At 58.4% G+C, this 13,379-nt stretch carries 8 protein-coding genes; 5 read left to right on the top strand and 3 right to left on the bottom strand.

Features of this window, described 5'->3' with window-relative positions; genetic code table 11:
* Positions 1–7: 7 nt before the first annotated feature.
* Positions 8–1,159 carry a 1-deoxy-D-xylulose-5-phosphate reductoisomerase gene (locus tag BN5935_RS13980; protein WP_064976640.1) on the bottom strand — a complete coding sequence of 384 codons (1,152 nt, stop codon included), beginning with the start codon at positions 1,157–1,159 and terminating at the stop codon, positions 8–10.
* Positions 1,160–1,166: 7 nt separating this feature from the next.
* Positions 1,167–2,036, bottom strand: coding sequence for a murein hydrolase activator EnvC family protein (locus BN5935_RS13975; protein ID WP_064976639.1), 870 nt, complete (start codon positions 2,034–2,036; stop codon positions 1,167–1,169).
* 132 nt (positions 2,037–2,168) lie between these two features.
* On the opposite strand from BN5935_RS13975, the gene BN5935_RS13970 reads away from it, so the two are divergent.
* A complete protein-coding gene (locus BN5935_RS13970; protein ID WP_204244921.1) occupies positions 2,169–3,080 on the top strand; it encodes a nucleotidyltransferase family protein in 912 nt (303 codons plus the stop codon).
* Between the two features lie 104 nt (positions 3,081–3,184).
* On the opposite strand, the gene BN5935_RS15355 is transcribed toward BN5935_RS13970, so the two are convergent.
* The gene (locus tag BN5935_RS15355) at positions 3,185–3,589 is read right to left on the bottom strand and encodes a hypothetical protein (RefSeq protein ID WP_162272047.1); all 405 of its coding nucleotides are present in this window, start codon (positions 3,587–3,589) and stop codon (positions 3,185–3,187) included.
* Between BN5935_RS15355 and BN5935_RS13965 the strand changes: the two genes are divergently transcribed.
* Genes BN5935_RS13965 through BN5935_RS13950 form a run of 4 tightly spaced genes read left to right on the top strand, consistent with a single transcriptional unit; the run spans position 3,573 to position 13,379 of the window.
* On the top strand, positions 3,573–6,152 hold the full coding sequence (locus tag BN5935_RS13965) for a zinc-dependent metalloprotease (RefSeq protein WP_064976638.1): 2,580 nt from the start codon (positions 3,573–3,575) through the stop codon (positions 6,150–6,152). The two genes, BN5935_RS15355 and BN5935_RS13965, sit on opposite strands and share 17 nt — an antisense overlap.
* Positions 6,153–6,160: 8 nt before the next feature.
* Complete coding sequence (locus BN5935_RS13960) at positions 6,161–8,590, top strand: zinc-dependent metalloprotease (protein WP_162272080.1); 2,430 nt, start codon at positions 6,161–6,163, stop codon at positions 8,588–8,590.
* Between the two features lie 34 nt (positions 8,591–8,624).
* Entirely contained in the window at positions 8,625–11,948 is a 3,324-nt protein-coding gene (locus BN5935_RS13955; RefSeq protein ID WP_064976636.1) for a SusC/RagA family TonB-linked outer membrane protein, read from the top strand.
* A gap of 12 nt (positions 11,949–11,960) precedes the next feature.
* A complete protein-coding gene (locus tag BN5935_RS13950) occupies positions 11,961–13,379 on the top strand; it encodes a RagB/SusD family nutrient uptake outer membrane protein (RefSeq protein ID WP_064976635.1) in 1,419 nt (472 codons plus the stop codon).

Here is a 13,379-nt window from a genome sequence, read left to right as displayed (position 1 = left end):
AATGTGGTTACAGTTTCAGGAATTCCGCCGCCAGCGCACGGGCTTCGGCGTTTGCTTCGGCGTAATCGGCCAGAGTGGGCGAGGCCGCGAATGCGGCGTGTTCCAGCGCATGGCGGATGGCGCGCACGATATCGAGCCACGCGCACCTGTGGGCGAGAAACGCCGCCACGGCCACTTCGTTCGCCCCGTTCATCGTGCAGGCCGCCGTGCCGCCGCGCCGCAGGCAGTCGTAGGCGATCTCCAGTGCCGGATATTTCGCGCGGTCCACCTCGGCGAAGGTCAACTGCGGATGGTTCAAGAAATTGAACCGCTCGCCCGGACGGTGCGCCCGGTCGGGGAACATCAGCGCGAAACTGATCGGCATGCGCATGTCGGGGGTTCCCAACTGGGCCTTGATCGCCCCGTCCTCGAATTCGACCATCGAGTGTACGATCGACTGGGGGTGCATCAGTACCGAAATCCGCTCGGCCGGAGTTCCGAACAGCCAGTGGGCCTCGATCACCTCGAATCCCTTGTTCACGAGCGTCGACGAATCGATCGTGATCTTCGCGCCCATGTCCCACTGGGGATGGCGCAGCGCCTGTTCCACCGTGACGTTCGCCAGCTCTTCGGCCGCGAGGTCGCGGAACGCGCCGCCGCTGCATGTGACGATCAGCCTTCTGACCGGGGCGCGTTCACCCACGAGGCACTGGAAGATGGCCGAATGCTCCGAGTCGATCGGAATCACCGGGGCTTTCCGCTCCCGGGCCAGCGGCATCACATAGGCGCCGCCCACCACGAGCGACTCCTTGTTGGCCAGCGCGAGCTTCTTGCCCGCTTCGATGGCCGCCACCGTGGGCGCCAGCCCCGCGTAGCCCACCAGTGCGTTGACCACCACCTCGGTGCCGCCGCTGCCGGCGACCTGCGCCACGGCTTCCTCCCCGGCGTAAACTTTCGTGTCGGTGTTGGCCAGCGCGTCGCTCAGTGCCGCGTAATGGCTCTTGTCGGCGATCACCACCGTGTCGGCGTCGAACTCCCGGGCCTGCTGCGCCAGCCGCTCCCAGTTCCGGTTGGCCGTGAGGACGCAGGCTTCGAACCGGTCGGGGTTCTCGCGGACGATATCGAGCGTCTGCACGCCGATCGAACCGGTCGAACCCAGTATGGCAAGTCGTTGTTTCATGCGTTTGTCAGAAGACGATGTATCCCTCAGGGTCCACGGGCTTGCCGTTGTTCCAGAGTTCGAATTCGAAGAGTTTCACCTCGCCGTTCTCGGCTTCGGCGTTGTATCCGATCAGTTCGCCCGCGCGGATGGTCTGTCCGATCGACACGAGCGACTGCGAGAGGTTTTTGTAAATAGAGATGAGGTTCCCGGCATGCTGCATGACCACCGTGTAACCCGTCTCCGGAGCCCAGAGGCTCTGCACGACCGTGCCGTTGTCGATGGCCGCGATGCGGTCGCTGGCTGCTGCGGCGATCTTCACGCCGAAATTCCCCTGCTTGATGTCGAAATGCCCGGTGATGATCCCCTCGACGGGCGTCACCAGCTCGATGGCTTCGCGCACCTTGCGGCGCGACCCCTCGTTGCGGGGCGCTATGGCATACTCCCCGTCGCCCTCCATCTGGGCCCTGAGAAGCGAATCCTCGGCCGAGGGCATCACCAGCACCTTGCTGATGCGCGACGAGTCCGACGTGGCCAGCGTCCGCGCCACGGGGGTGCGCCCCTCCATGATGAGGGCGATGTTGCGGTTGTAGGTCATCATGTCGTTCATCATGCGCTCCATCGAGTCGAGGCGGATGATGTTTTGCAGGAGGCTTTCGCGCGAACGGTCGGCCTCGGTGCGGTATCCGGGCAGGAACTCCAGCACGGGGCTGTACGCCACCAGCGACAGCGTGAGGATGAACAGCAGCAGCACGAACGCCACCAGCCCGGCGAAGATGCTCGCGGGCGAGAGGTGTATGTGCCACTCCTCGGAGTTGTCGGTGGCGTTGAGCATGTTGAAGCGGCGTTTGCGGAACAGTCCGCGCCACCACGCCCGTATTCTCTTCAGAAATTTCATTTTCCGGGAACGTTTTTTCGGGGTTACGTTCGACAAAGGTAGCCAAAATTCCAAAAAACCTTTGGCATCGCCTTTAAAATTTTTACCTTTGCAATTGCTTTGAACCTAAACGTCAAATACACATAAAAAAGTATGGTTAAACCTACATTACTGGTCTTGGCTGCGGGCATGGGCTCCCGCTACGGATCGCTCAAACAGATGGACGGCGTCGGCCCCAACAACGAGGCTATCATCGATTATTCGGTCTACGACGCCATTCGCGCCGGTTTCGGCAAGGTGGTTTTCGTCATCCGCCACTCTTTTGAAAAGGAGTTCCGCGAGGTCTTTTCGGCCGACCGCTTCGGCGGACGCATCGCCGTCGATTTCGTTTTTCAGGAGCTGGACTATCTCCCCGAGGGCCTCTCGGTCCCCGAAGGACGCGTAAAGCCGTGGGGCACGAACCACGCCGTGATGATGGCTGCCGATGCCATCCGCGAGCCGTTCGCCGTAATCAATGCCGACGACTTCTACGGTGCCGAGGCCTATAAGACCATCGGCGAGTACCTCTCGAAGCTCGGCGATTCGAAAAACAGCTATTGCATGGTCGCCTACGACCTGAACCGGACCCTTTCGGAGAACGGCACGGTTTCGCGCGGCGTCTGCGGCGTCGATGCGAAGGGCGACCTCACGTCGATGGTCGAGCGCACGCAGATCGAGCGCATGCCCGACGGCCGGATCGTCTTCCACGACGGCGGCGCCGACGAAGAGCTGGCTGAGGACACGCCGGTTTCGATGAACCTCTTCGGCTTCACGCCCGATTTCTTCGTCTATTCGAAGGAGTACTTTGCGAAATGGTACGCCGAAAACCACGAGAACCTCAAATCGGAGTTCTACATCCCGACGATGGTCAACAAGCTGATCGGCGACGGTACGGCGACGCTCCGCGTGCTGCGTTCGGCCGCTCAGTGGCACGGCGTCACCTACAAGGAGGACAAACCGGCGCTGATGGCCGCCATCGAGAAGATGATTGCCGACGGGAAATATCCCCGCAACCTCTGGGCATAGTTTTCGACGGTTGCGGCGCATTTGCCGCATGTCCTGCAAATTTCCGAACGGGACGTATCCCGGTATATTTCGTTCATTTTCAGACGGGGTTGTAGCTTGAAAAGTTACAACCCTGTTTCTGTAATTGGAGGCAATGACAGGAAAACGGTTGTATGTGCCGTTTGCTTCTGGTTCGCCATGTCGAACGACTCTGCAAAGTATTCAAATTTGCGCTTCTCGCGGATGGCGGGGCGGGGTGTCGAATTCTTCGAGACATTCGTCGCCTGCCGCGACGACCGGGATTTTTTCGGATCGGGCGGCCGTGGATGAAGATGTCTGTATGACGGCTTGGAAGAAAAACTCTTTTTCAGTTTGTTTTTCAATTTTTTTTTTATATCTTTGTAAAGATTGGTTAGGTTTCTCACGGAAGACAGGTTTTTTGATATCGGAAAAGGTCTGTCTTTTTGAGATTTGTCAATTCCTTTGGATAGTCTGCTTGCTAAACCTGTTTGAATGATGAAATTTTGCATTCGGATAATTTTTCCTCTTTTTTGTTCGTTGTTGTTATCCGGTTCACAACAAGTGTTCGGATTCTGTGGGAAACGGAGCCGCAAAACACCTTCCGAACAATGTGATACCGCAAAAAAATCGACATACGACAAATTCTTTAAAAAGGAACACCGCATAGCCCGGGGCCTTTTCACGCTGCATGAGATGAAGGGACGGGTCTATTTCGAAATTCCTCTCCGGTTGCTGGAACGAAGCATGCTGCTCGGAACGACCATCTCGGCTACCAGCGACAACGGTCATGGAATCGTGGGGTCCAAGCCGAAGGACCCTCTCCACTTTAAATTCACGCGCGCGGGAGACCGGATCGCCATGCGGTTGATTTCGGAACGGACTGTTTCCCCCCCCCTCCCGGATCATGCTGAAATAGCGCGTGCTCTCGCAACGAGCAATATCGGTGCCATTTACCGGTTGTTCAAGATCGAGACCTTTACGCCCGACAGTTCGGCGGTGGTCGTGGATGCCACGGATCTGTTTGTCAGCGATGACGAAAGGCTGTCGCCTTTCGACAAATACAGTCAGCACACTCTTTCGGGGCGCCTCAAACGCAAGGAGTCGTTCGAAAAAGAGAAGTCCTATGTGACCGGAATCAAGTCCTTTTCGGATAACGTTTCAGTCAGCAGCAGTCTGAACTACCGGGTGACGATTTCGGAGCGCGGGCTGCGGGATGTGCCGGTTACGATAGCCGCCACCCGTTCCATCCTGCTGCTCGACAGCCTTCCCGCCCGCCCCCGGATCACCGACAGCCGCATCGCCATTTTTCCGACGGGTAAGATGCTCTATTCTCCCACGACCCAGGGGGCTCGTCCGATATGGTATGCCAACCGCTGGCGGCTGGAACCGTCGGACCCTGAGGCTTATCGGCGCGGAGAGTTGGTGGACCCGGTCAAGCCGATCGTCTTTTATATCGACCGCAATTTTCCCCGTACATGGCTTCCGTACGTCATCGAAGGGGTGAATCAGTGGAGCGAACTTTTCGAGCAGATCGGTTTCCGCAATGCCGTCCAGGCGCGGCTTTTTCCCGAGGACGATCCCGAATTCGATCCCGACAACCTCAAATATTCGTGCGTGCGCTATGCCCCGGTGACGATTCAGAACGCCATGGGCCCTTCGTGGACCGATCCGCGCAGCGGTGAGATCGTCAGCGCCTCGGTCTATCTTTATCACGATGTGATCGAACTGATCAACAACTGGCTTTTCATACAGACCTCGCCGGCCGATCCGCGCGCGCGGCGGAAGCAAATACCTCAGGAGATCATCGGCGACGCCCTGCGATATGTGCTTTCTCACGAGATCGGACATTGTCTGGGCTTCATGCACAACATGGGCGCATCGTCCGTGATCCCCGTGGATTCGCTGCGGAGCCCCTCTTTCACCCGCGAGGCGGGAACGACCCCGTCGATCATGGATTACGCCCGATTCAACTATGTCGCCCAGCCGGGCGATTTCGAACGCGGCGTGCGAATGACGCCTCCGCGATTCGGGGTTTACGACCGGTTTCTGGTGAAATGGAACTATACGCCGCTTTTCGCCGGGAGTCCCGAAGCGGAATACGCGATCACCTCGCAATGGCTGCGCGAGGCATCGGCGAATCCGGCCCTGCGTTACGGCAAGCAGCAGTTCTCCGAGCTGCTCGATCCACGATCCCTTTCCGAGGATTTGGGCGACGATCACGTCAAGGCCTCCGAATACGGTATCTCCAATCTGAAATATGTGCTTTCGCACCTCAATGCCTGGACCGAATCCGACGATCGGGATTACAGCTATCGCAAGACCATCTACAACGGAATCGTCAATCAGTATTTCACCTATCTCAACCATGTCTATGCCGATGTGGGCGGAGTGTATCTGTACGAGAAGCACGTCGGAGACTCGGTCGAACATTACCGGAGCGTTCCCCGCGAGCGTCAGGTCCGGGCGTTGGAATTCCTGTTGGGACAGCTCGACGACATGGAGTGGCTGGACGACCGGCGTGTGACGTGCAATCTGGGGCTGGTGGCCTCGGCCGCGGACGCCGTGTGCGAGGCGGTGATGAAGGCCGTCGTGGCCTCGCCCTCGAAAGTGGGGCTTTCGGCGGCGCTGGCCGAGAACGACGCCCTCACGCCCGAAGCGTGCATGTCGTTGATTTACGACCGGATCTGGGCTCCGACCCTGCATCGGAAGGCGTTGAATCTGTCGCAGATCAAACGGCAGCGTCTTTTCCTGGAAACGCTCGGCAAGGTGGCCGCATTGCGTGAAGAGGGAAATTCCAAGAGTCTTGCGGCCATGCGGCGGATGGAGGTTCCGGAAGCGTTTCGCACGGACCGGTCCCTGCTGTCGAACGCTTCGGCAGGTTGTCCGGGACCTGTGGCGGGGTATGACGATCCCATGCCGCTGTTTTACGAAGAGCGGCCGATGGAGGGCCTTGCATACGACTGTGTGTTGAAGATCCGACGCTTGCTGGAAGGGCAGCGGAACCATCCCGATCCGCAGACCCGGCTGCACTACCGTTCGCTGTTGCATACGATCGAATCTTATCTGAAATGACGGCGGTTATGAGAGAAAGATACGATATGCGATGGTTCGTGATGGCGCTGATGCTGTTGTCGGTGCTGTGCGACGTGACCCCTGCGGCGGCCCGCAAGCGGCATGCGACGGCTCCCGAACCGCGGAAGACGGCTTACGAGCGGCTTTTCGCCGGTAAGAATCCCCGAACGGTGCAGGGATTGTTCACCCTGCATCTGCTCGACGGAGACATTTATTTCGAGGTGCCCGATTCGTTGTTCGGGCGGGACCTGTTGCTGGGGGTGACGGTGCTGTCGGTCAGCGACGGCGAGGAATCGTCCGTCGGGATGCAGCCTTCGCGTCCGCGTCATGTCGTTTTTCAGCGAACCGATTCGCTTTTGCAGATTGCCGTACTCGACAGCCGTTCGCGCAGCGACGATCCGGCGATCGGGCGTGCGCTGGCCGCGAGCCGGCAGCCCTCCGTGATCGCGTCGTTTCCCATCGAGGCGGTTACGCCCGACAGCTGCGCCGTAGTGGTGCGTGCAACGTCGTTCTTCCGGAACGGCGAGAGTTACCTTTCGCCCAAGGACCCGAAGAGCTACAGCAGCCGCGACGGATTCGTTCTGCGGAGTTACGAATACCGTTCCGAGGCCTCCTGGATACGGGACATAGCGGCCTTTGCCGACAATGTCTCGGTGGTGAGCGAGCTCTCCTACGAAGTTTCATCCTATGCCTTCGGAGTGATTTCGAGAGGCGATTCCGAACTCTTCACGGCGGCTGTTCGGACATCGTTCCTGCTGCTTCCCGAACCGATGACGACGGTCCGGGAAGCGGATCTGCGCGTGGGTACCTCCACGTCGCGCTATGTGGAGTACAGCGCTGACCGGCAGGGCGCCGAGGTTCGTTATTACGCCTCCCGATGGCGGGTGGATGCCGGACATCCCATCGTCTTCTATCTCGACGAGCGCTTTCCGGCGGCATGGAAACCCTATATCGAACGGGGCATACTGCTCTGGAACGATGCCTTCGAGCGGATCGGTCTTCCGCGGGCCATCGAGGTGCGGCGTGTTTCGGCGGAGGGGCTGCCCGACGTGAACGACATTCGCTATTCGGCCGTACGCTACGTTCCTTCGCCGGCCCGCGATCTGCGGTTCAACGCCTGGACCGACCCGCGAACGGGAGAGATTTTGAGTGCCAACATCTACATCAGCCACAATATCGGACCGCAGATTCAGACCGAACGGCTTCTTCAAACGGGAGCCGCCGATCCTCGGGCGCGGCGGCTGGAACTCGACGAGGCGCTTTTCGGCGAGAGTCTGTTGTCGAAGGTGGCCCGATATACGGGATTTTGCTTGGGTTTGCTGCCTAACATGGGGGCCTCGCAGGTGGTGCCGCTTGATTCGCTGCGCAGCGTGCATTATACGGCCATGAACGGACTTTCGGCGTCGATTCTCGACGAGTTGCCATTGAACTATGCGGTACGTCCCGAAGATTTCCGGAACGGCGTGAAACTCTGTCAAACGTCGCTGGGACCGTACGATTACCGCGCCGTCGAGTGGCTTTACGGGAACGGGACGGTGAGTGACGATCCGTCGTGCCGTTTTCTGCGGGAGCAGCCGGGAAAATTCGCGCTCGATCCCCGGGCTCAGGCCTCGGATCTGGGCGACGATCCGCTGCGGGCGGCCGATGCAGGGTTGGCGAATCTTGCCGTTGTTCTGCGCCATGTCTCGGAGTGGATCGACGACGAGGATGTCGATTATGCCTACCGTGCGGCCTTTCCTGAGTCTGTTTCGTTCTATTGCAATGGGCTGTTCGGTTCCGTGATCGCCCGATTGGGCGGAGTGCAGATCAACGAACGCTATGCCGGAGATGCGGGGCGGAGTTTCGAGCCGCTTCCGGCCGGGATGCAGCGGGAGGCGATGCGGTGGCTGCTGTCGCGGCTCGACGATCTGGAATGGCTCGACAGCCGTTCGCTGATCGTGGGGGAGGGGCTCAACCCCGGAATCGCGGATTTCATCCGTACGGAGACTTTCGACCGGATTCTGGGAAGTCTGGACCGCATCGCGCTCTGCGCTTCGTTGACCGACGGGGAGGCTTACACGCGCGCGGAGGCGCTGGACGACCTCTCGGCCTATCTCTGGGATAATGCGGACCCGGCGGACGAACTCGTCAGACAACCGCTGCAACAGCGATTCCTGAATCGGTTGCTGGCTCTTGTCGAACAGGCCGCGGGCCGGAAATCGAAGTTGCGTTCGGACTATTTCGCCGAGGCTGTGACGGCGGAGAATTCCGCAGGCTTCGCTCCGCTTACCGGGGTTTCGTACCTTAGGCGGCCCGAGGACGGCCATCTGCTTTACGGCGTGCTGCTCGACTGTCGGGATCGGATTGCGGCCGCCCGGAATCGGAGCGCCTCGCCGCAGATGCGGGGGCATTACGCATTGTTGCTGCGTCGGGTGACGCACTTTCTTGAAAACAAGTGATGATAAGTTTGTACACCTATAACGATTGAGGCCTATGAAGATGATTTTACGTCAAGCCTTGGTTCTGCTGTTGCTTCTGTTGCAGTGCGGTGCTGCATTCGCACAGCCGCGGTCCGTCACGGGGCGGGTTACGGATGTGAACGGGATGCCCGTGGTCGGAGCGACGGTGGTCGTGAAGGAGGCGCGCGGCAGCGGGACGATCACGGATTCCGACGGACGCTACCAAATCCGGATTCCCGAAGGCGGCAAGACCCTTCTGTTTTCATTTATCGGTTATCAGGCGCAGGAGCAGGTCGTGGCTCCGGGGCGTACACGTTTGGACGTGGTCCTGCAACCCTCCTCCACGGAGATCGAACAGGTCGTCGTGACGGGATATTCGCAGACCACGGTCAAGAAGGTTACCGGTTCGGTGGGAATCCTGACGGCCGACGAATTGAAACTCAAGCCGCAGACCTCGGTGGATGCCCTGATGCAGGGCGAGCTGGCCGGCGTTTCGGTGAAACCGACGACGGGACGTCCGGGAGCCAGTCAACGGATTCGCATCCGCGGCATTGCCAACCTCTCGGGAAGTACGGCGCCGCTGTGGGTGGTCGACGGAGTCCCGATGCAGAACGAGGGCCCGAGTACGAATCTGAGTTCCAGCGAACTCAAAGCCGGCGGTTTCGACGATATTTTCATTTACGGTGTCGGAGGGGTGAATCCCGGCGATATCGAATCGATTGTCGTGTTGAAGGATGCGGCGGCGGCCGCGATCTACGGTTCCCGGGCGGCGAACGGCGTCATCGTGGTGACTACCAAGCGGGGCAAGGCCGGGAAGATGAAGGTCAACTTCTCGTCGAATGTCACGGTTTCGTTCCGGCCGCAGCGACAGCCGTCGCTGATGAATACGGCCGAGAAGCTGGCCTGGGAGCGGGAACTTTGGGACGAATTTGCGGCTGAAAAATATGCGCAGTCGCTTCTGAACCCGTCGGTGATCTATCCTGCGGTGGGAATCGTTGGGCAGGTGCGTTCGGGACAGTTGGCCTTTTCGCATCTCAAAGGCGACACGGCGGCGCAGGAAGAATATCTGAACAGCCTGGCTGGGACCGACACCGACTGGTACGACGTGATTCTTCGCAACGCCGTATCGGTAAACGGCCATGTTTCGGTGAGCGGTGGCGAAGAGGCCTACAACTATTATCTTTCGTTGGGTTACACCAATGATCAGGGCATGCTCATCGAGGACAGTGCCGACCGCTACACCTTCAAGGCGAATCTGGGATTCAAACCGACGCGGCGCCTGTCGTTCGACGTGGGGGCCGACATTTCGTACCGGAAGGCCGATACGCCGAATCCGAGTGTCGATCCTTTCACCTATGCTTACTTCGCCAATCCCTACGAGAAACCCTACAACGAAGACGGGAGCTATGCAAATGACCAGACGTGGCTTTCGCTGCCCAACTACAACCGCGATACATACGAGGATCTGCCGGAAAAAGGCTTCAACATCCTCCGGGAGATCGAGGGCAACAAGATGAAGACCGATTATGTCTCGACGGAAGTACGTCTGGGGCTTGAATACAAGTTGCTGGAAAATCTGAAATTCATCGGTCTGGCCTCCTACAATTTCAATAACAACGATACGCAGACCACGCGGGAGGAGGACACCTACGGGGCTTTCAAGGACCGGTTGAGCATCCACCGTACGCATAACGGCAATCTCTACGGCTCCATTTTGGAAAATAAGAGCCGCCGTACGGGGTATCTGTTGCGCGGTCATCTCTCCTATGTCGGGGAGTACGGCGAGGGGCACACGCTGAATGTCGTGGGAGGAGTTGAATTGCGGGGTAACGATTCGCATACGTTCTTCAACAAACGTTTCAACTACGATCCGAGAACCGGGAATACGGCCCTTCCGCCGATCGAGAAACCCTCGGAGAGCACGCTGCGGGAGATCGAGCGCCTGACGGGCGAATATTTCACCAAGTCCCGCTATGCGTCGTTCTACCTTTCGGCCGACTATTCGTTCCGGGACCGTTATATTCTGAGTGTCACGGGGCGTGCCGACGGCAGCTCCTATTTCGGCACGCATGCGCAGTTCAATCCGAATTGGAGTGTGGGCGGAGCTTGGATTCTGACCGAGGAGCCTTTCATGGCATCGGCCCGCAAAGTGCTCCATTACGCCAAGCTGAAAGCCTCTTACGGCTTTACGGGAAATATCGTGACGAGTGCCTCGCCGCAGCTGATGATGAACTATTCGTTGCAGACCTACCGGGAGTATCTGGGTCAGAATCATTTGGTCGGAACGATCTCTTCGGCGCCCAATCCGAATCTGGGGTGGGAGAAGGTCAACGACGTGAAGGTAGGTCTGGACCTGGGATTCCTGGACGGCAGGCTCTCACTCGAAACGGAGTATTACAGCCGCCTCACCAAAGGAGCCGTGGACGACAAGCCGCTTTATGTGACCACGGGATTCTCCTATCAGGCAGCCAATTTTGCCCGCCTGCGCAACCGGGGTGTCGAATTTACGCTCAGGGGCGGGATCGTTCAGACCCGGGACTGGACGCTGGATGCTTCTGTCAATTTCGCTTTCAACTCGAACAAGGTGCTCGAATATGCGAGTTCGGTATCGTTCCAGCACATGAAACTCAACTACTACGAGGGTTATCCGGCCCGGGCGCTCATCGGCGGCAAGGTGGTCGGGATCGACCCGTTGACGGGGCTTTACGAATTCAAACTGCGTCCCGATGCGGTCATTTCGAGCGATGCGGACTACACCGACGAAGCCAACTATCTTTACTATCTGGGGAACCGGGAGGCGCCGTTGAACGGCGGTTTCAACCTTTCGGCCGGATACCGGAATCTGCGTCTTTCGGTCAACGGTGTCTTTTCGTTCGGATCGTATGCCTATGACCGCAACGAGTCGCCGGCGACTTACAGCCAGATCGCTGCGGGAAGCGTTTCCACGATGGACCGGGCGCAGACGGAGTACAGCGACCTGTATTCGAACCACCTGAATGTCTGGAAAGACCGCACCGACCGTTGGACGGAGGCAAACCCTACGGGGACGAAATACCCGCGGATTTACGACTCGTTCGATGCGAAGTACCATTTCGACCAGTCGAATCCGACCTCCAATGCCGTGGTCGACGGAATCTATATCTACAAGATTTCGTATGTACGGATCAAGAACATCACGCTCTCCTATTCATTGCCGCGCAAGGTGGTCAACCGGGGTGGATTCGATGCCGTGAGTTTCAACGTAAGTCTGGCCAACTTCTTTACATTCACCGATTACAAGGGCATGGACCCGGAAGTTCCGGGCGCGATCTATCCCACGACGCGCTCCGTGACGTTCGGCGTGACGCTCGGATTCTAAAAACAGCGGATTATGAAACGGAAAATATGGATGATAGCCCTGGCATCGCTGCTTTTCGGCGGATGCAAGCGTTATCTCGACGTGACACCGCAGGGAAAGATCATCCCTGAAACGGAGGAGGATTTCGAAGCCTTGCTGAACAACATGCTGTTTGCCATCGAGGAGGGAACGGACGAGGATATTCTGGGATGTTACGACCGGGTGATTCTCTACGAGTCGATCTCCGACAACCTCGATGCGAACGTCTCGGCCGGGCGTCTGACGCTCTATGCGGGCGATGTGGCGAACAACTTTCAGAAGGGGTATTACGAAGGCCTTTATTCGGCGATCAAGGATTGTAATCTGATTCTGGAATACATGCTCGAAAAGGACTCCGCGAAGGCCCGGGCGTTGTGTGCCGCAGCCTATGCCATCAAGGGTGTCTGCTACTACAATCTGATTCGGATCTACTGCGAGCCGTACGATGCGGCGACGGCCTCCTCCCTGCCGGGCATTCCCATTGTCGAACATTTCGAAGTGGAAAGCGATGCGGTGCCCGATCGCAACACCCTTGCCCGGAGCTACGAGTATGCGGTGTCGCTCTTCCGCAAGGCGATCGATTGCCACATGACCGATGAGTCGTATCTTTTCACGGAGGCGGTGGCGAAGACCTTCCTGGCCAAGCTCTATTTCTGGGCGGAAAAGTGGTCCGAGGTAATTCCGTTGTGCGAGGAATTGCTGGCCGTACCTTCTTACGCCCTTGCGGACAGGAGCGTTTATGCGGAGTCGGTTCAGTCTTACGGAGAGCGGTTGCAGGAGGTCATCATCCGCGACCGGACGACGGGCGACGACGACGTGAAGACACTCTACGACGAGACTTTTCAGAAATACCTCAACACGCGGCCGGTGAATACCACGCTGTTGAAACTTTTCGGTTCGGAGCCGCAGAAGGATGTGCGTTGGAGCATCATGTGCGATGCGAAACGGGTTAACCGGAAGACTGTGACGGCACGGGTCCGGGGTTCGGAACTGCATCTGATGCTTGCCGAGAGTTATGCCCATCCGGGGGCGCAGCAGGACGAGGCGAAGGCGCTGTCGCTGCTCAACGAACTGCGCCGCAAACGCATTGAGGATGTTGCGGATTACACGCTTCGGACGCTTCCCGGTCCGGACCCAGAGGCGCTGATTACGGCGGATGCCGAGGGCAAGCCTCTCACGCCGTTGATTTCCGCCATTTTGGACGAGCGGCGCAAGGAGCTCTATATGGAGGGTGACCGCTGGTTCGAACTCAAACGCAACGGGCGTCCCGAATGGTGGGTGATCCAGCAGTCGGGAAGCACGCTGCCGGTCAAATATGTGGTGCGGCAGTATCTCTATACGATGCCCGTGAGTGTACGGGACATTCGGAATAGTCAGGGAAAGATTGCGCAGAATCCGGGTTATGAATTTTGA

Origin of the sequence: Alistipes provencensis (assembly GCF_900083545.1) — a bacterium.
Taxonomy (GTDB): domain Bacteria; phylum Bacteroidota; class Bacteroidia; order Bacteroidales; family Rikenellaceae; genus Alistipes; species Alistipes provencensis.
Note: the sequence above shows the minus strand (reverse complement) of the source record. Positions and strands in the feature narration are given on the sequence as shown.

Excerpts from the sequence above, each read along its gene's own strand:
- BN5935_RS13975 (WP_064976639.1), bottom strand. The coding sequence starts at position 2,036 with ATGAAATTTCTGAAGAGAATACGGGCGTGGTGGCGCGGACTGTTCCGC.
- BN5935_RS13955 (WP_064976636.1), top strand. The coding sequence starts at position 8,625 with ATGAAGATGATTTTACGTCAAGCCTTGGTTCTGCTGTTGCTTCTGTTG.
- BN5935_RS15355 (WP_162272047.1), bottom strand. The coding sequence starts at position 3,589 with ATGCAAAATTTCATCATTCAAACAGGTTTAGCAAGCAGACTATCCAAA.
- BN5935_RS13950 (WP_064976635.1), top strand. The coding sequence starts at position 11,961 with ATGAAACGGAAAATATGGATGATAGCCCTGGCATCGCTGCTTTTCGGC.
- BN5935_RS13980 (WP_064976640.1), bottom strand. The coding sequence starts at position 1,159 with ATGAAACAACGACTTGCCATACTGGGTTCGACCGGTTCGATCGGCGTG.
- BN5935_RS13970 (WP_204244921.1), top strand. The coding sequence starts at position 2,169 with ATGGTTAAACCTACATTACTGGTCTTGGCTGCGGGCATGGGCTCCCGC.
- BN5935_RS13965 (WP_064976638.1), top strand. The coding sequence starts at position 3,573 with ATGATGAAATTTTGCATTCGGATAATTTTTCCTCTTTTTTGTTCGTTG.
- BN5935_RS13960 (WP_162272080.1), top strand. The coding sequence starts at position 6,161 with ATGAGAGAAAGATACGATATGCGATGGTTCGTGATGGCGCTGATGCTG.